Annotated in this window: 1 pseudogene (only partly in view); it reads right to left on the bottom strand. The window is 42.4% G+C overall.

From position 1 onward, the window contains the following. Window positions 1–21,805, bottom strand: a pseudogene (gene malQ / locus PHV44_02100) (4-alpha-glucanotransferase) (it extends past both window edges: 56,879 nt to the left, 17,826 nt to the right).

Below are 21,805 nucleotides of genomic sequence, written 5' to 3'. Positions count from 1 at the left end.
TGGTATGAGGCAATATAATCACGAATTCTTCTCCCCCATACCTGCAGACTATATCGCTTGCCCTTACCGCGTTCTTTATGAGCCCGGATAATTCTTGCAAAACAGAATCCCCTGCCTGATGGCCATAGCTATCATTGACGCGCTTAAAATTATCTATGTCGCAAATCAATAAAGACAAGGGGTATTTATATCTTAGCGCCTCTTTTATTTCTGTAGATAAAGACAGGTCAAAATACCTGCGGTTAAAAGACCGGGTTAGCCCATCAACCATAACCTCATTTCTTAACGCGGAGTTTTCTGCTTTTAGGTATCTGTTTTCTAAACGGGTGTATTTATCTTCAAATGCCTTACATTCTTCATCGGATAACCCTTTGAGGCTGGCTGCTTCGTGAGCAATAGAAGGGGTTAACTCTTCTTCTGCCTGATTAATGATTACAATGATATTCTGCTTTACCGGGGAAAGATTGGCGGGGATGTTAACGGCATACACAATTACACCATACTCTTTTTCAAAATCTTGGATTGCTTTTATTAACCCGAATCCGGGCGGAGCGCGCGCTACTAAGGAGTGGCGTAAGATTTTTGCTATATCGCGATAACCTCCCTGTTTCAATATACCGATAACCTTCAGCTTTGATTGCGCATCAGACTCTATCTCCTTAAGGCCAAAAATCTCATCCTTGGAGTTTCTGACATAATCATTAATAATGCCTCTTAGCTTTGCCCGCGCTTCCTCTGTTTTTTCTGCCGGGAGCCTATCCAAACCGTCTGTGCGGGCCGGGTCAAAGCCGCCCATAGGAGCGTTATTTTTGCCGTTTGTGGTAGCGGAATCATCCGGGCCTTTTGAACTATTCATATACTCAATTATACTATTATAGGTAAGCATGGCGCGCAGATAAGAGAAAAGTATGCCCTCGGGCTTACCGGGCAGGAATCCGGGTTCTACCGGCCAAAGTTTATATTCGGCCGCAACCGCATTAATAGAATTTTCTAATTTAGCTACTAATTCTTTATCAAGTTTCTCATCATCGAGTAACTCCAATAGGGTGGTAACATTAATACGGCTTTCTGTGTTCGGGCTTACTTTTTCGCCCTTGCTATTAATTTCTTTAAGCTTTACTTCCAGTATTTCTGCGTTTATTATCGGCTTTACTTTCATCCTCCTGCCTAATTCAGCTAAACAGTGCTCCATAGTCAATTTCATAAATAAAGGGGTGGCCCCCGTTCCCCAGGAATCCATAATGACTAACTGCTCATAATTTAAAATTTTCAAATCTTTCATCTGCTGGATAAGCCGTTCAACCTCTGACCTGAGTTCGGGATTATTTTCTAATTCCCTTTCAAATTCCTCTTTTGTCTTAATGCCCTGGTAGAAGGCGTTCCTTGCTTCGGGATAATTTGCTCCGCTTACATAAATAATAGAAAAGATGGCATCTATCAAGCCCACTTTAACCATCTGGTCAATTGTTTCAAAATATGATCCGGCGTCTCTGGCCACAAAAAGCAAAAGCCAATGCTTGCCGAACTTACGGGAGTAGTGGTCACAAATAGCTTTTATCAAATAAGGATAGAGGGGCGCTGCCTTTGCTAACCTTTCGCAGTCTTCATTTAAGATGCGTAACATAGGCTCTTGCCCTGCCGGTAATCCCTCTAAAAGCCCCTTTATCATTTCTATTCTCTCTCCCTCTGTGGGACAATCATTTTTAAGCTTGTTAATCATTTCTTTCAATTTATGCTGTATCGTATTCAACCTATCCTCAGGATTTGTATATTTAGAAAGTTCTTGCAAGTCTTGCAGGGTAAGATTCTGAAATAACTTTCTTATTTTTTCCGTTTCCGCTCTTCCGCGGTAAACTTTATATATGAAATCTATGAAATTATTATCCTTCTCGCTTAATCCCAATCCTCTCCTGTAGACTTTATTCCGGTAAACCTTATATAAAATTATCAAATGCACCAGGCTAATATTGGCTAGATGAGCATACTGGGAATCCGGAAGCACATCTCTATTAGATACTATTTCCAAAGCATTTAGCGCTTCTAACATATCTCTATCCAAATCCAGCCGTTCATTAAAGAAGGCTCTTCCTGCCAAACTACCTATTTGGGGTATACCGTTACCGCTTCTGGCAATGCCTAAGGCCTCAAGTCTCTCAGGCGTTAAATCTTTTAATACCTCAAGCGCCTCCCTTAATTTCTGCTCGGCCTGAAATTTCCCGAAGGTACGTTCTACCCATACCTCTAATGCGCCTTTACTGATATCTCCCTCACTATACATTGCCTCAAATATTTTCTTTACATTATCGGGTAAATCGTTATAGGTCAACTTTAATAAGATTTGCCTGGCCGGTTCTCTTACAGAACCAAAATATGGATATTTCTTACCAAAAGGACCGGTTGGCCCTATACCAAACGCCATTCCCAATAATATAGGAGACTCAAGTCCGGGCACTCTCACAATCAAATCTACCACCGCCAGCGCAGCTACAAATAAAAGCGCTATACCGGCTAAGCCGCTAAAACTGCGCCCCCTGCCAATTGGAGCACGCAAATTATATAACTTACCTGTCTTAGTATCAAAGGCGATAGACCGGGCTTCTGCGGGATGCCAGATAATTTCCACAGGGATTCTTTTATCAATAAACGCAGCGATGAGTTCCCTATCAATCCCTGCCCCCCGCGGGTCAAAATATTGAGCGAGGTAATTATCAAAGCCGTTATAAGAAGATTTTATTGGCTCGCTTAACATACCTCTATAAAGAGTATTCCACCATGTATAGCCCACACTAATTCTTACCTTGAGATTATTTCTATCTGCGCCTTTTTCTTTTAAATCGGAGAGCATCTTTTCTAAGGTTTCCTCAATGGAATAAAAATAAGGAAATTGCGCCAGAAGCCCTACATGATTTTTGTCATCATAAATTGCTAAAATTAAACAGGATGTCACCTCGATAGTTTTAAGTATTGAGCAGCCGGACCCTGCGTTAGTTATCTTATAATCACCCCCCGGCACATTACCCGCCACCTCAGCCATATCGGGAGTTTCGCGCATAGCCGGCAATTCGCAACAAACATCTTTAACACCTATGACCCTGCCTCGTATTATTAAAGCATCCGCTTCTTCCCTAGGCATCCTCAGGCTTCTAGTTTTCATATCAACTATGTCTTCCGGCGTTCTACTTCCTATTTTTACTCTTTCCCCCCGCGGCTGGAATAAAGTCCTCATCGCTACCATCGCAATTTTCTTAAGGGCATCTATTAGAGGTATATTCCCGTTTCTCTTAGTAAAATCTTTAAAAATCTTCAGACACTTTCTTAATTCATTTATATCAGCGGCATAAAACCATGACCCGGCTATATCGAGATCATCGAGTTCTTCTTCAGAAAGAGCGCCGTGTCTTTGCTCAATTCTCTCGAAACGTCCTTGTATAGCAATAATTTTATTTACTAATGACTTAATTTCTTTTAATTCTCCTCTTTGTGCTGTAATTACCATATACAAAGACTTGCTATGCCCATTCCTTATTAAGTGCTCTACCCAACCGTAGAAATCCACATACACTGCCTGGCTGTGAACAATAAGTTCTTTATTTATCCCATCTGCCTTATTGTAAATAGCTTCTATTGCTTCTTCTTTTGCTTCTTTATTACCATCTATTGCGGCCTTTATTTTTTCTATTAAGTCCATCTCATCCGCTAACTTAAAATAAGCTTTTTCCGCTGCGTTATTGGTTTTACTATCCATACCGCTATTCCAAGCTATTTTAGACAAAACGCGCATTGCCCTCTTAATTGCTTTTTTATCACTTTTTAATTCACCTAAGGCCTGCGCTGCAGCTTGTTGTATATCCGGAGTCCCGCAATATAATAATGCGATAAGAGCGTTTACTTTCTTTAGATCATCCGGATTTTTATACTCTGCTATTCCCTCAATTTCCTTTATGACAGCTGCCTCCCCGCTTTTATCCCTATAATTGCCGAGTCTGCGGCTAAGCTTTTGCTTTCTTTGCCTCTGCCAATTTCTAATTATATATGGCAAGCAATACCTAAACCCGATAATAACAAGAGGTATAATAATAACTAATGCAATGCCTTCTCCTGTTTGCCCTGCCTTAGCTGAGGCATAAGCAAACGAAACATTCAATCCGCCGAACACCGCTGCAGCTAAAATTATTGCGCCGAATAACAGAATATTATGTCGGGTGGGGGTTACCTGGGCTGGCGCGGCGGATGGGTCTGGCGTGGTAGCTTTCTTTGTGGCTTGCGGCTGGGCTGAATTATCTTTACCGAGTTTTATCGGATTTTCTGTATGATATTTTGTATCATTTAATACTGCCCAGATTTCATGGGCAATCTTGTAGGATGGGGCATTTCCAGGCAGGATTATGTAAATGATTCCTTGCGCATCCACATAATTTACAGCACTAATAATTCTCCATAAAATCTTCAGCAGCCAAGATGGCGGGGCACGGATAAACCGGATACCCATTGCTTCTTCTTCATCCTTTATGCATCCTTTATCTTTTAATAAAGTTGCTGCCGTCTGTATTCTATTTAAGTCTTCATCCGTTAACCTCCACGCCCAATCCCTGATATTTTTGCCGGCTAATAACTGCGACAATTTCACCGCTATATTCACCAGCGGCCTGGGTAATCCATTTGCTGAAGCATCTTTGGGTGCTGCCGGGCCGTTAGAACCGTCCCTGTTTCCTGTTAATTTGGCTAACTCGCTTTCTATCTCTTTTATATTTTTCTCGGTCGTTTCTTCATGTTCTTCGTATTTGACCTCTTTCCATCTTCCAACTGTTGCTTTAAAACATTCCCCTGCCTTATTTAATAACTGCGCCTGCCTTGCTGTTCCCTTTGTGCGTCTTGCATAATCTAACAAGCAATATGCTTGGCTACTTAAAGCATACACATCGTCCTTTTCATTAACCTTTACTTCTAAAATCTTATCTATGGTTTCATTTAATAGCGAGGCGTCTTTGAACTTTAAGAGCATAATGCTAGACCAAGCGTCATTACCATTCTTTATCGACATCAGGAAATCGTCTCTTGCCCTTGCGGTTTGCTCAAGTTTTACATAACACATCCCTCGCCCAAAATATGCGTATTTAGTAACCCACCAACCAGACTGTTTACTCATCTGTTCTGCTAGTTTGATTATCCGGGTATATGCCTCTATGGCATCCGCATAATTCTTTTCTTCATATAATTTCTCCACAGCTTCAAAATCCTTTTCAGCTTGCGCTTCGGCTGCTTTTTCCTCTGCTTGCTTCGCTTCAACGGGAGCCGCGGCCGGAGCTTTTTCGCCCTCAACCTTAACCTCAGCCTCTTCTTGCTCGCCGGGCTGCTCTGTTGCGGCCGGAGCAAGAGTAGGCGCAGGTTCTTCGGCTGTTGGCGTTGACGCAGGAACCGCGGTCGGAGCTGAGGTTGGGGTTTCTGGCTCGACTGGCACTGGAGCTTGGGCTGGCTGCTGCTCTTTCGTTCCTGTATCCGCAGGCGAAGTGGTAGTTTCTGCTGGCTGGCTTGTTTCAGTTGATGGTTGCCCCACAACCTTAATAAACCTAAAATACCCGGCGTGCGAGTCAAAAAACCAATTTTTGCCGTCATTAGAAATTTTTACAAAGAAGTAGTATTGACCTGGATGTTTAGGAGTAATTTCGCAATGGTATAAAGCCTCGGAACCTTGCAAAGAAACAAAGTCAGCCGTAAGTTCAATTGTCTCACTTGCTAATGTGGGCCCAATAAAAGGAACTTTAACCTGAATAGCCTTGGCTTGTTCTTCAGTAATGTTAGATAAAGATAAAGGTATAGATATAATTACTGGCTGCCCTATCTGGACCTCTACTTCTTTATGGCTGCCCACTGGTTCGCGAGCCATTGCCCTGGAGATATCCGCTTCGTTATCAGCATCCACGATTTGGTCATTTATTACTACGCAGATATCCGCAGGTTTCCCATTTACCTTAACTGGCCCAAATATCTTCTCATCACTTAAATCCGGCGCAGTCTGAACTGCTGGCTTTGGCGCTTCATTATTCGCAGCCGGAGCGGGAGTTGTAGTTTCTGGCTCGACTGGCTGCTCTTCCGGACGATGTAATACGGCAGCGCATTTATTCCATCCCGCTTCTGCTTCTTCGCGGTTAATAACCTGCTCTGGAGCGTATCCACTATTATCATCAATAATCTCGGCATTCTCTTCCTGCGCAAAAACTTTTTTCCATTCAGCCCAACTCTTAGTCTCTTGGGCTTCTGCCTGAGGCGCAGGCTCTTCCTGTTTAGCCTTCTCTTCTGCTGCTTTTGCCGCCTCCTGCATCTTAGCCTTTACATCTGCTGCAACGGAAGCAATTATCTTATCTTCATCAATATCCTTTTTATCAATGTTCTGAGCATCAACCGCTATAACCTTTATTTCTCCTGCGCCGTAAGGATGCCATCTCTGCCTAAAGACATCGCTGATATATCCGGCAAAGATTACGGTTTCCGGTATAGATAAAGAAGCGGCTACGTGTTGGCCTTGCGAATCATAGCCGACATAATAGCCGCTTCTTGAGATTAAGCTTGTAAGTTCACCGATGTTACCTTCAAATACAACCAAATCAAAATCGCCTACGTTCAAAAATGCATTTATCGTATCTGTATCGTTTTTAACATAGGCCGAAGTCTTTCCGTGGTCCTGTATATATTTAATAATCGCGTCTATCTGTTCGCTCTCCTCGGGGCCAAAGCCTTTATCCAGGATAACCGTCGAACCCTGCTCTATCAATCTTAAAATCAATCCTGCTTCAAATTCAGGGCTAATACGTTTATTGCCGTTGCCGCCAAAACCTAAATTTATAGTTACAACGAATTTACCTTGCAGCCTCTTGTGGCTGAATACTTTATCCGCAAATCCTTTATCCTGCGCCCTAATCCAAACCTTTGGATAGATGGGCTTTTCTCTTTTGCCGAATACTTCATCTAACCAGCGGTTTGTCGCCTCGCCAACCGTCAACACGCCGTTTCTTATTTCGTCTTCCCTGGCACCGCTATTAAAGAACAAGTAATTCTCTAACCTTACCGGCAGAGGCATAATACCCAATTGAGGTATACGGCTATCTGGGTCCACGATTAAATATTCATCGTCCTTGAGCCCGGCGGTGTTGGCCTGGATAAGTTTCACTAAATCTATCCAGCTTTCCAAGCGGGCAAGCATCCCTCCCTGGCGCTGGAAAGGAAGCTCCATTATCTTAATCCTTGAATCAGCGCCGAATAGCTGAGCCTGTTTAGCAGGAGCTACGAAATAAATCTCTGCATCCGGGAATTCCTCTTTTATGCGCTCAAGCACTATACCTGTTATAGCTACATCTGCGCCAATAGTGATGCGGGAGAACACAAAGGCCTTTTTAATCCTATTTTTGCGGCTTGGAGCAAAAGGCCTCGTCTGCATCAGCCTATTCACTCGTTGTATCATCTGTTCGGCATTTTCTACTGCCATCCTGTTCAGATATTCATCGATAATCTTTGCCTGTGGGTATTTACGCAGATACATAATTATTCCGGTGAATATTTCTATATAAGCTTTCCTGCCTTCTAACAAGAAGCTATCCATCAATGGTTCGACTAAATCTTTAAATAATGCCTTAGAGGCATACTCAGAATATTCTGGGTTTGCAGCTATGATACGGGCTAAGGAATCTACCTTGTCGCAATCCAACCTTTTCTCCCGCAAATATATCAACAATAAATCAGAGATTGTCTCTTTAATCTTGGCTTTAAAGCTTTCATGATTGGCAAATACAGGTGCCCCTGCTTTTTGAGAATCAATTACATATTTAGGATGATTAAGAATTAAATCTTTGATAATAGCTATTTGCTGGATATTTCTCTCTGTCAACTCATCGAATGTACCTTCATATTCGATTGCCTGTTGAATTAAAGAATTTGCATAAGCCGGGAACCATGCGGATTTATTAAAATACATCTTCTTGCTAAACAGGGCTAATAAAGGCTTATTCTTACCCAATGCATGGAACGTATGCATTTGGCCGCAGTCAACAGTTACTGCGCCATCTGCAAAATATATGAAATATTCTAAAAGGGCTACTCTATAATCATTTTCTATATCCTGGATAATATAGATAGCATCCCAATTCTTAATAGCTAACCTAAAGGCATTCATCTCTTTATCTCCAATCTTATTGCCATGACTGGTATCAACAACGAGAACGAAGCCTAAATCTCGGATGTATTCTACTACCCGAGCTAATTTATTCATATCTAGGAAACCCTTAAGTGGAGCGGTACTTCCAAACAAACTAATGAACAATACGGGTTTATTTGCGCCAGATACCCTCATTTCGTTTACCCTCCGGGCAACATATGCATATTCTTTTGATTCTCTGGATATAAAAAGCTCTGGTTCGCTGGCCCTGACATCTATGCCTAAAAGCCGGGCTACACTCAGGCATATCTCATACTGATTCCCATGGCCTGCGATGGGGTACCAGGCGCCGTCATGGGTCCTGACTCTGGCCAAGACATTTCTGTCCGGCCATTCAGGAAGCACAACCAGAACCTTTGCCTTTTTAAATTCCGGAATGTTTTCTTTTTTACCTATAGTCAATTCTCTGGAGCAGAGAACCACATCCCAATCCTTCTGTGCTAGTGAATCTATTTTTTCTTCATTCTCCGGCATAACGCTTACCGCATCGCCCAGGTCTTCTCTATTTAAACCGGTTGCTCTATACCTGCTAATTCGCTGCAGAGAAACAACCCTAACTCTCTTCTGGTTGTAACGGAAGGGGCGGTCCGAAGCAATAGTAACCTTTGCATCGGGATAAGCTATCATTAGAGCCATCAATAAACTAGCGGCTATCATCTCATCACCCATACCATCTAATGCAGTATGGATAAACAATACGTTTTTAATTGGGGTTGGGTATTCAACACCGAAGAACATTCCAACTAAAACCTTGCGGAGGGTTTCGTTGGTAGCAGCTAAATCAACCAACCTTCTCATGATTTCAGCTCTTACTGCTTCTCTTGGCTCTGGTGAGATTTTGTTCTCAATAAATTCTTCTACGCGCTTTTTAATCTCTTGTTCGGTTTGTTCTCCTTCTTGAACTTCATCTAATTTTTTCTTCAGGTCTTCTGTAGTTTTCTGTATATCTTTTAAATCTTCTTGAGGTATCTGACTAGCACCGTCGCCATACCCATAAGGATAACCGTAGGAAGTTCCGGTTTGAGGAGGTTGAGGAGTTTCTTTGGGTTCTGCGGGTTTAACTGTGGCGGGTGCCTCAGGAACTTTTTCCTCTGATACTACTGGGGCTGCTGGTGCTGCTGGGATTACTGGTGCTGCTGTGACTTCAGCTTTAGCGGGCTTGCCTCTAAATATCCATAACATAAGAAGCCACCCACCCACAGCGAGCTCTAATCCGCCAAGCAGGGCGGCAAGATAAATATCAGGAGAAATCAATGCTAAAGGAAGCGCCACAAGGCCGTAGAAACCATAAACTACTAAAATCAAAAGGAGGGCATTTATGGGATCGCGGAGAAGATCGCTCTCAACGCTGGCTGGAGTTGTTTCTTTTTCAGCAGGTGCGCTGGGAGCTGGGGTTATTGGCTTATCTTCTGTTGCAACTGGAGGCCCTCTTTCGGAATTTTCTTGGGCTACTGGTTTACTCTTGGCTGCTGTTTTGGATTTATCTGCTGCTGCCTGCGCTTTTTTCTCTGCGTCCTTTTTGAGTTTAGCTTCAGCTTTTAATTTCTTCTCTTCCTCTTTCTTGGCTTTATTATCAGCAGCCTTCTGGTCTTTTCCTGCCTGGCGTGCTTGTTTCTGTTCTAATTTCTCTTGAGCCTTCTTGGTATTTTCTGTATTAATATTATCTATTATAGAATTTGCCTGGTCACGGTGGGATTTAATATGGGCGGCCCTATCTTCTTTGTTAAAACACGGGTACTGATTATCCAAGGCAATAACATCAGCCTCTGCCTTACGCACAGCTTCAACTGTCTTAGCAGAGGCCATTTTCTTAAGCGCCGGGCCGATCCGCCGGTTATATTTTTTGATTTCTGCATTGCGCTTGTTTTCTCGCTTATCATAAGCCTTCTGGGCCTTTCCTGCCCTGACTTTATCCCATGCCTTCTTTGCGGCTTCGGTAAGCTTCTCGGCCTTCTGTTTAATCCACGCCCCTAATCCTGTTTTTGCCGGAGCGGCGCTGGGTTTGTTCTTAGCTTGCTGCTTAACCTGCTTTTCCTGGATTACTTTTAATTTATTATCTGCTTCTCCTTTTAACTTTGCTTTGTCTTTCTCGTCTAAGGAAAGACTATTAATTACGCCAACGATTTCGCTATGGATTCTCTCTAATTCATCCTTTGGTTTTCTTGAAACAATCTCGGCTTTGATTCTCTTTTTTATTAATTGCTGCGCGCGGGATGAATAGGCCTTGCGGAGCTTCTTCTGATAGTGTTCGCTCTCTTTTTTATTTAAGTAACCTTTATTGGTGTTATCCGTTATTTCGTTTTCTGTCTCCGCCCTCTGCTTTTCTAAAGAATTTATGTCGGACCGAGAAGATAAAACTTCTAAGTGCGATTCAATAAGACTCTTCATCATGGGGTGTAGAGTATCATAACTCCACGCTTTAGCTTCTTTCCCAGCCTTTGCTGCCTTGGCCTTTTTCTTGGCTGCTTCTTCGGCAGCCTTCTTATCGGCCTTGGCTTTATTATTAGCTTTAACGGCTTCGGCAAGTTTCTTAACAAAAGAAGCGGCCTTCTGTTTGGCTTCTTCGGTCTCGCTATCTGTCTTTTGGGTTTGCTTCTTAGCCCGCTCTTCTCTAGCCTCTTTGGCAGCTTGATTCTTTCTAACCTGAGCGCCTGCCTTCTGTAAAGCTGGATCTTCAACAATGAATGTAATGCCATATTTATCCTCTATGGCTTTTAGCCTTGTGTAGAACTCTCCCATATCATCTAATCTGGATAATTTTGCTACTGCTCTCCTGGCCTGCTTATAAGCCTTGTCTTTCTCTGCCTGACGCTCGTTTTCTTTTGCCTGCTTGGCTTGTTTAGCCAGCTTTTCTTTAAAAAACAAATAATATAGAGAACCTAAGGTTATAACTACGCTGACGCTAAAAACGAAAAATACTATGTTAATGTAAGGCGATACCGTGCTAGCATAGTCTCCTGTAACGAGTAATCTTATTCCTACTATTAGTAGATAGAGGGCCGCAGACAAGGAAACTGCTCCACTGATAGTAAATATACCGGCAATAATTCTATAAATATCAATGGCTCTTTTTGGCTGATTAGCCTGTTGGGTAGTCTTTTGGGTTACTGTTGGCTGCTTGGCTTCTTTTTTAGCTTTATCCTGCTCTATCCTCTTCCGGGCTTCTTCGCGCGCATCAGATGCTTCCTTTAAGGCTTCCGCCATAGAGTGAGGCCTATTTTCTGCCGGTATCGCACAGCCACGGTCATAGGCGGCGTCAAAGGAGCCGCATACCTCCTTGAATCTTTCCTCATCCCCTACTACCTTCATTTTTCTAAATGCTCTAGCGGCAGATTTAAGGTCAGCGTTTATTCCTTTTATTTCTTCATTGAGCTTTTTATTATCTTTCTGCGCTGCTTCTTTTCTGACTTGTATGGCATCAGTTATCTTTTTCAGTAAATATAAGAAACCTGCTATTGGCCCCCATATCAATGCTGCTCCTGTAACCATAACATCCTCATACCAGGGGTTGTCCCGGGAGAAAACCCTTATTCCGCTATAGATTCTAAGTATAAGTATAATAAATGAAACTACATTCACTACTCCTATCCCAATACCTATCCCTACGGTTAGGCTTGTACTTACAGGAGGAAGGATTGAGAATGCAGCAAGCGCCAAAACCGGCCCAGCAAGAATAACTCCTGAGATTAAAAACACGAATAATGTTCTAATCGCTCCCCAGTATTGTTCGCGCATACGGTAATGGCGAAACACCCCCAAAACAACCATTACTCCTAGAAGCATTACCTCAATGGCTATACCTATATAAGGTACAGCTGCTGAGAGTGAAAATGCCGCTACCGACGCTGTGCTGTTGCCTACAACAACTGCCTCTGCCGCTGCTGCAACCGGCTGGGCAAAGATAACAAATAAGACGATTATTGCCAACGCTATCTGCGCTGCCCGCAAAATTCTCCGCAAGACTTTGCCTATAAGGCTTGTTTTTCCCCGCAGCGTCTGGGCGGCTGAGACTGCTGGCTTGACTTCTGCGCCTCTAATTAGACTTTCAAAATCAATCTTATTCGGGAGGACATCTATATATTTTGAAGGACATCTGAACAATTCCCATTCCGCCACTAAATCGTAGGTCTTGCCTGTTCTGGTATCAAATGCAACTGAACGGCTAAAGGTAGGATTCCATTCAATTTCGCCCAAACCTATTCCTTTTTGAAGAAGCATATCCCTGAGCCCTTCTTTTAAAGGCCTGTTACTTCCCGGATCATCTGAACCGCTCCAACCCCCGAGGATTGTGAATGTTAAATTCTTTTTATCCGCTCCGGATTTTTCCAAATCAACAAGCATTTGCCCTATCTCTTCGCTGGCAGGAGATTTATAACGATGAGCGAGAAGCCCTACTTTATTTACCTTATCATATAGTATTAAAACTATACAAGGGCCTGCCGCTTTTGTTTGCAGTATCGGCCGCTCGGAAGCTGCGGTAGTTATTTCATAATCATAAGTCACAAAAATCATACTGTCGGTCTCAAGCACAACCGGCAGCTTGCCCGTAACAGAAGGTATATGTTTAACCGACTCTAACGGAATTATGCGTATCTGATTATCATTCTTTTGATTGGCGGCAACTGGTTCCATTCCCCGCTGCGGCTGGGCTGGGGCTGGCGCGGCGGTGGACTCCTTAGTAGCTTGCGGCTGGGTAGGTAAACCTGAAATAGGGCAATCCGGATAAGACGAATTAAGCCGAGAATATTCTTGGGCAGATGCATCGCATTCTACCCACGCACCGCGAGATTCTATGAAGGCTATTCTTGAAGCTCCTTCTTTTATCTTCTCCTTTAATATTGGCGTGATTATTTTGTAAACATCTTTTGGCTGATAATCGTTGCATAATAGAATACCGGATGAGTTAGGAATAATCTTGAGGAATCTTCTGTTGCCCTGTACCCACGAAACAATCAAGTTTTCACCTGCTTTATCTTTAAAGCTTTCTCTAATAAGCGCATTATCCCCGCCTCTACCATATTCAATAAAACCTATCTCTGAGTAGGTATATAGCCTGAAGGCATACTCCGTAAGAGGCGGACAATCAGGCCCGCTCGGTAAAAATTGCTTACCATAATGATTGTGGACTCTCAGCCTTAGCCCAGTTTTTATTTTGCCTAATATATCCAGAAGTTTATGGTAATTTACGCCTTCTTTTCCTCCAAACACACAAAAACTAACCTCTACATCAGCAATAACTGCTTTAACCAACCCTATCTCTATGGCTTTCTCTTTCATAGCAGTATCTAATAATTCTCTTATATCTTCGTCTCTAAAATCTCCTTTTATTAGATAGGGTTCCCCTCGCTCAAAGCTTCCTTCTTTCAGTATATTCAATAATTCGCTAATACGGGCTACCTTTGATGGAGAAAAATACAGAGCTATCATGTGTTCCGCTAATGATCCTATATACTCCGGAACCTCCCTTTGTTTCTTTATTTCAAAATTATCGGGGCTGCTAATTTCAATTGAATAAATTTCTTCAAAATTATCTTCTTTGCCTGCCGCATACCAAACATACAGGCCAAGAAAGACTAATGTGCCAAAGGGGTAAAATCCAAATAGTAGGCTTACCAAACCAGCCAGCGCCATTGCCACTGCGAATCCCTTTGCTACATAAACGGCTAAATAAGCGGCTTTCTTGGAATCCATAAATTTATTAGCAATTGTCAACAATATCATGCCGCCATCCAGCGGGAATACCGGCAGTAGGTTATATACGCCTAATATTGCATTAACTAAGCCTAAACTACCCAAAATATAAGCATTAGGGTATAAGGCATTCAGGCCAACCAATAACCCGGCTAAGGCAAAATTCATTATTGCCCCAGCAAAGTGTATTTTGAGTTGTTCCCACATGTTGATGTTACCATTTATTTTTATATTAGCTTGCGCGCCGAAGGCGGTAAATCTAATATCTTTCAAGCTATTCTTTTGGTATTTATTGGCTACCATCGAATGTGCAAGCTCATGCAATAAAATCGAGGCAGTTAAGCCCAATCCTAACAATACTCCATTTAAATAACCAATAGGCGTCGCTCCCACAGCAATAATAATTATTGCCAACATAACAGGATAAGCCCATTGCATCTTTACAGGAATACCGAAGATACTTATAGGATTAAATAAAATTGAGGACAGCCCTGTTTTCTGCCGCGGCCGGGCTGGGGTTGGCTGGGCTGGGGTTATGGAATAATAGAATACATTCTTTCTCGAAGGCCTCCGTGGCATCCAAGGCCCCTTAAGACGATCTTTATAATCCCACACATCTATTCTTAATTTTTTGCTTCCAAAACTAATCCTTACCCTTCTGTGTTCTATCTTGGGTATCCTCAATAACAGTTCAGGTATTACATAACAATCAACCTTATCTCCAAAAATCTCTTGCAGATTCCAATTCTTAAAAGTGGCTACAGGGCCTGGGATAACTATAGCCCGTATCTTTCCTGCTCCTTTTAAATTAAACTTAGAAATAATTGTCTTATTTATTTCCTGGAACCTACTATCGTTCCAGATAACTGTATGTAAAGGGTACGCAAATAAACCGGTTGGCGTCTGTGCTATATAAATTATAACTGAACAACTAGCTACTCCTTCGGTAATAAAAGTAGTTTTTCTTTCTATTTTAGATAATTCCGTTTCTTCTAATTTTACCGGTTTTTCGCCAGGGGCTCCTACTATTATTTCCGGTACGTCCTTTTCATAAGAATCCGGCCGCGCCTGGCCAAAATAACCTTTCATTTGTGTTATTGGTTTCCGTAATAAAATACGCCTTATTATGAACTGCCTGATTTTAAAAGCCTCTATCCTTAATGCTTCCGAAACGCGCGTCAAACGTCCAACAGCGCCAATCTCGCAAGCACGCCCGCTAATCATCTTGCCAGCCAACCCGATTATTCCTACCGGTAGATCTAACAGCTGAGCCAAAACCTCAGAGACGAATCTATTCTTAACGCCGAGATTCCACAGTAACTTATGAGTCTGCTCGTGGATTTTCCCTCCAAGGCCTTCAGCGCTCTTTATCTTGCCTATGTAATTGTCAAATTCACCTTTACAGGTCAACTGGTATATCTTCCAAACAAGATAAATTCCTGAAATCACTGCCAGCGCTAGATTGCCAGAGAGGATTGACAGAACAAGCCCCACTGCCGCCAAACCCACAAAAGGCAGGGTGGTGCGTAGGGAGAGGGCCTGAGTTTGTTCTATGTCCTCTTTAGAAATATCCACACTTACGTCTCTTTTTATAATATTCCTCTCATAATCTTCCGCTATCTGCTCCATTGCTTTAAAAACATCTTTAAAGTAAACCTCTTCTACCTCTGTAGCGTCCATTACAAAAATCTTTTCCCAATTCTTCCTTATTTCTTCGTATTTTTCTGTAATAAATATTTTAGTCGCTAGATAGGGCGCCACAGAATCATTACCATTTAATATTAACGTATCTCTATCAAAATCAAAATTCTCTTCTATGTATTCCTTATATACAGCGACATCTTTCTTTAAGGACGTGAATTCAACGCCTAAACTTCCATTCTCAAGCAATGCTTTATCATAAGTTTTAGACAATGACACCATAATCTCAAAAAAATCACGTAATAAGCCAACGTACTTCTCCGGGTCTGTTTTTAGACAAAGTAGTTTTAGATAGGCTTGGTTCTTTAGTATACTCTTCCCTAATTCCCTAACCTTATCCGCATATTGCGCAAGGGCATTCTTTGCTTCCTGAATTTTTTCGTCAATTCCTTTATCTTGCCGAGCGATATCCTCAAGCACCCCAATTACTTGTTCGCCCAACTCTAATATTTCATAAAACTTTGTATCAAAACCGCCCTTGAAATATTCAGCTGCCTCTCTTAATCCTCGCAAACTTAGTTCTCGCGTATCTTCTCCATTGGCTAAGCCAAGTTCTTTTGAAATCATCTCATCTAATAGCGCGAAGAATTCAATCATATACGCAGGAATCACTTTTACCTTTTTCCCTTCTATTTCTACTTTACAAATACTACTCAGGTACCGATCCAGCATGCTATAGCCTTCATTCACTTCAATAACTCCGAACCGTTGTAAAATAAATTGGTGCCTGATTGCATGTAATTCCTCATGGCGATACGCTCCCTGCCGGATAACTTTTCCCTTAAGTAACCTTATTTGGTTCTTTTGTTTATCGTAGTTAGCTTCCGAACTATTCCTCAAATTACTTTCCAACTTTTGTTTCTCTTCCAGCTCTTCCTGGCTTAGCTTTCCGGACAATTCCCTACTCTCAAGTGTTTTGAGCCGGTAATCCTGTTCTTTAGTTAATCGACCAACAAAAATTATTTCTGGGGGCGTAAATTCTCCATCTATGCCGGTCTTTTCCTTAATCCGCCTTACTGCTCCTAAGAAGAATTCGTTAGCAGAACGGATTATAGATTCCTCGTCTACTTTTTGATCCTCCTGAGGAGTTGTTGCAGCCGCAAGGGAGGCTGCGATTAACCCGGCTCGTAGCCCTACGTTAAGCTGCGTGGATTGCGGCTGGGGTAGAATTCCCTTGACAGGATTTGTAAGGTGTGATATAGATTTTGTGATGGTAGAGAACGGATTTCTAAATAACGGCCGCAGAGAAGGGATATTTAGAATATGCCTTAATCTCTCCAGCATTCTTTTTGCTGCTATGCTGGCATCCGAATTCTTTGTTAAATTCTCTGCAACCATTAGAACAGCCCTGGGCATTGCTTTAGTTCTATTAATTACCCTTGCAATAACTGTCAGCCCACCCAAGAAAGAAGAGCGAGGTGAATGATATGGCATTAACGGCCGCAATAATTGTTTCAGTATTCGCAATAATTGTTCTGGTCCTTTTAGGCATAGACCAGCGCCGCGCTCATAAGCACGCCCAATAAGCCTTCCCGCTCCTACTAGTAAATCTAACAACTGGGCTAAAGCCTCAGAGATAAATCTATTTTTAATACCGAAATTCCACAGTAACTTATGGGTTTGTTCATGGGCTTCGGCAGCAAGGCTTGCGTCTGTATAAACTATCTTGCCTGTTTTTGGATCAAACTCGCCCTTATGGAATAGCTGGCATATCTTCCAGGCAAGATAGATACCTGAAATCACTACCAGTGCTAGATTGCCAGAGAGGATTGACAGAACAAGCCCCACTGCCGCCAAACCCATAAAAGGCAGGGTGGTGCGGGAAGAGAGATGTTGAATTTTAGGAGAGGTAATGGACTGTCTACCAATCATAGGATAATTAGGTATATATCCGAAATGACCTTGATAAAATTCCTCGAGTAACTCTTTTGCTATCTTTCTAATTTGTTCTGCAGGTATATAATATAGTTCTCCAAAAATATATCTTTTTATTCTATCCATGAAATTGGTAATAATGCGTCGTGTAGCTTCGGCATGGTTGTCTAATGACCTTCGTTGATATTCGGCTATGCGCCTGCCAAAACTTGCCCTTACTTCGTCGTCATCGGGATTCTCTGCCAGTGTAGTTAAGCGCGCGGTGTATTCTCTGTCTATTTCATTCATTTGGCTACCAAATTCCATCCAATCAAGCCCGTGTCTCCCTTCATGGCTGGCCTTGCCTAATCTGCTACCCTCTGTTCTCATATCCGGCTCTAATATAACGTAAGCTTCACTGCTACCCTGCGGATAAAATCCGTATGCCACGTTTTGGGCGACTTCGGCTCTCACAAATACAACTCTTCTAAATATACCTCTTTTACCTGCATAGTTAACCTCAATAATACCAACAACGTCTCCGATTAAAACTTTATTGCCATTTCTGTATTCAACGCGATTATTACTTTGAGTATGTTTGCCGCTATCAGCTGAAACTACATTACCACTGCCATTATTAACCTCACGATAATATATGCCATGATAAGAATTCAAATCCTGAACTACAATAAAACCGCCATCTAAAACTGCTATCCTTGTATGCCTACGTGACACTTGAGTATCACTCCATACGCTTGAAATCTGAGAACCTAATTTAAATCTGCCACTCTGTTCGTCTCTACCTATCTCAATACTCTCTGTAAATGACACCTCTCTGCCTAATTGTTGGCTATCCCCATCAATTCTGACTGCACGGTAACTACCTAAACCTAATTTATCTTTTATTATCGCTACCAACGTATTACCAACCTGCAATACTACTGTAAATTCGTCATTGCAACGTAAAGTTACTCCACCACCGGTTCTCATTCCCCCTACATGTCCGGATTTCTCTTGCGAAGGCGTAGCGTAGTATGACAAAATAGGCGGAATTAATGGAGAACCAGCGGCTCGCTTACCTCCGTTATAACGAGCCGTTGGTTCCGTTGATCCTGTAGACCGGCGTGTGGTTGTTGCGCGCTGCGCTAAGGCGAGTGAGAATAGTTTCGCGGTCGCTGCCAAAAAGCTGCTCCCAAGAATCAGCGCGGCCGTTACGGGTGTAAACGTGGCCGGTAAGCTCATTAATAAGGAAAATCCGCATATGGCCATTGCCGTTCTCTCTAGCAGCAGCGAAGACGGTAGAGTCGTGGATGAACTCAACGATGTGGTCAAAATCCAGTTCAGTGTAGTTAACCATATTACACCTCCTATGATTATAGTTGTAACGGGGGCTGCAACAAGAGGGGTCAATCCCTGGAGGAGGGCTCCTGTCACCATGCCCCCGATTACAACAATAGCCGCAAATACTCTACCTGCCACGGTAGGAGGCATAAGCGGCTCGGTTAAGTTTCTAATTTCTTCTATTAAGTTTTGAATTAAGGAAGGATTATTGATAAAGGCGGTTTGACTCTGGATTATTAAGGATTCTACGCCATTACTTGCAGGCGGACTGCGAGGCCTATAAATTGCGCCTTCTTCTGCCGCTTTTAATAATCTAATGATACGATCATAAGCAACGTAAGATAGCAGCGCGATTAAACCAATCGCTACTAAATTTGTAGCTCCTGTTTGCCAATTTACTACGCTAGAACTAAGCCCTATATAAGGTAAAGCAGCAAATCCAAGTAAACCCGGTATAAAAGTTGTGCCTACGCTGCTTGGTGGCCTAGGATTCCGTCGTAGCTCAGATTCACTTCCTGTACTAACTGTCCCAGATCCTCCATGGTAATTCTTCTGGACCTTTCGAATTCTGCCACCATAAATTGTGTATATAATGATTTTAGTTCCATCTGCCAATTCTCTAAATTTAACTTTAACATTTGATCCTCCTTTTTTACTTCTGACCCTTTTATTGACCCCTGTTACTCCTCCAAACATAGTTGCGCGAGGGAGTTCAGGGGCAGGAGGACCGAGAATAATAATAACCGTATTTATGCCGTTTTCAGGCCTGGGCTGGATGAGCTGATATTGACCCTTTACCAACTCAACTAACGCCTCAACCTGCTGCTCTAATTTGCTTAATGTTTTTTCAGAAACATTGTCTCTTGAGCTTATTACCTTTAATAACGCTGCTACAACAGCGCCTAATTCTTCGGGGGTGAAAGCGTTTTCTTTTCTCTCTGTCGGTTGTGCTCTCCTGCTGCCTGTTGCTACTTTTTCGCTGTTAGCTACCATATCTGCCGCGGCATTAGCTGTCTTGGAAGAGGCAGGAACTACGGTAACCGTAATCTTAGAAATGCCTTGAGTAAGGCCGGAATTTATCAGGGAAGCGAGGGCAGCGTTTAATTTAACAATTATATCCTCAAGCTTATCTTTATTCTCAAGATCTTTGAGTATGGCTTTTATAATTCCTTCAATGAGCGTCCTTAAATCATTTTCTTCGTTTGAGGGAGTGGATTTATCGTTCGGATTCTGGCTGGCGCTTAAGAAAGCAGCCAATAATTGGGCGAGGGATTGGATGTTGGCAAAAATGAGGATGATGGATACCCCTGCCCCTGCCGGCGACGCCTTGTTCAACTGGGCCTGGCAAACGAAAATTACGAATTGTTCATTCAATATCACTGCCCGCGCTGAACCGAGCTTAATCTGGTTGAGTATTTCGCTGACGGCAACTTGGGCCCTATCTTTATCTTGAGGATTATTCCCCTCTCCGTTCAGGACTATTACTACTGGAGCCGCGGGTATGCCTGCGCCAAAAGGTATTGCGCCAAAAGGAATTCTTGCGGATACTCCGTTATATTTACCAATGGTATCGGTATAAGAAACCTGGCCTTGGATTGAAGAAGCCCCTTCTTTGCCGCTGCCGCTCTCATTCAGCCCAGCCGCGCCTTGGCCCGGATTAACTACCCCGAAGAAAGTCCCTAAAATAGCGTTAATCAATGCTGATAAATCTGCGCCTTGTATCGGGTAAGCAACCCCGCCTATAATCACTACCCCGCTATCCCCGAATATTGAATCTTCACCGCTTATGCCACCGAAGCCTGCGGCGCCGGAACCTGTGGCTGAACCTTTGCTTCCACCAACAGCGCCTGCTCCGCTTCCGCCGCCCGGGGCAACTTCGCCACCTGGGGTGCTGGTGCCGGGCGCGGTGTTGCTAGGCGAAAGTGTATTAACTTTCCCCTTTATACTCTCTATCTCTTTCTTAGAAAGTTCCTCTTCTTTCTTAAATACACCTTCTTCTTGCCCTTCTTTATACTTTTCATAAGAAACCACCAAAAACTTTCCTTTTATTTTAACCAGATTTATTAAGCGCACATCTGAGCGTCCTGCTATGCCTTTTTCATCTTCGGATTCATTATCTAAAACCGACACTGTCCCGTCTTCATTGATTTTTATTATTTGCACAAAATGATATTCTCCGTTTCCTATTTTCTCCAGAGCATATATTGTTATACCCTTTTTCAGGAGTTCTCTTAATCTATCTATATCAACAGCAAAGGCCGCTAATCTTTTCTCTAATCCTAATTTAAATTCTATTATTTTTGTATTAAAGATATTTAAGATAGTGGATAATTCTCTATCTGATGTTTCTATCGCGCTGATAATTTTATCTTTCATTATAGAAGTTAACCAAGTAAGAGAACGCACAAAAGAAACAACGCAATGGACTCTACGGACTGGCATATCCTCTATCTTAATAGTGTCTTTCGCTGCCTCTTTGGCCTCTTCGGCCGTCTTCTTGGTCTGGCCGAGTTCTTCTTTGGTCTGGCCGAGTTCTTCTTTGGTCTGGCCGAGTCCATCTTCAAGTTTTTTAAGTCTACCTTCAACTTCTCCGTTGTCAAGCTCTTTAATTTTCAAGAGCTCTGTTATTTCTTCTGCATCATACCAATCATAGTTCTGTATTTTTATCTTTACAGCATTGGCTAAATGTATTAATAAATTTGGCTCATAATTACCGTATCCTTTATAGAATTCCTCTGTCATTTCCCTTATCTCTTCCAACTTCCTATCAACTATTCCAATATTTCCTAAATCATATAGAGCGCCTTCTTTCGCATTTTCGTCTATGGTTATAGCCCTATTGCCGTTTACTCTAAATATGCGTCTAATTATGACTGCCATAATAGCCCTGACTTTAAGATCATCTTTACTATCATCAGGGCTCCTCTTATCTAAGAGGTCAACCAGCTCCGTATTAACTGTATCGGCTGCCTTTATAATATCTTTTATCCGGATAGTATGTATTATTTGGGC

This window comes from Candidatus Omnitrophota bacterium (assembly GCA_028717245.1).
In the GTDB taxonomy this organism is placed as follows: domain Bacteria; phylum Omnitrophota; class Gorgyraeia; order Gygaellales; family Profunditerraquicolaceae; genus JAGUYA01.
This window is presented reverse-complemented; position numbering and strand designations above follow the sequence as displayed.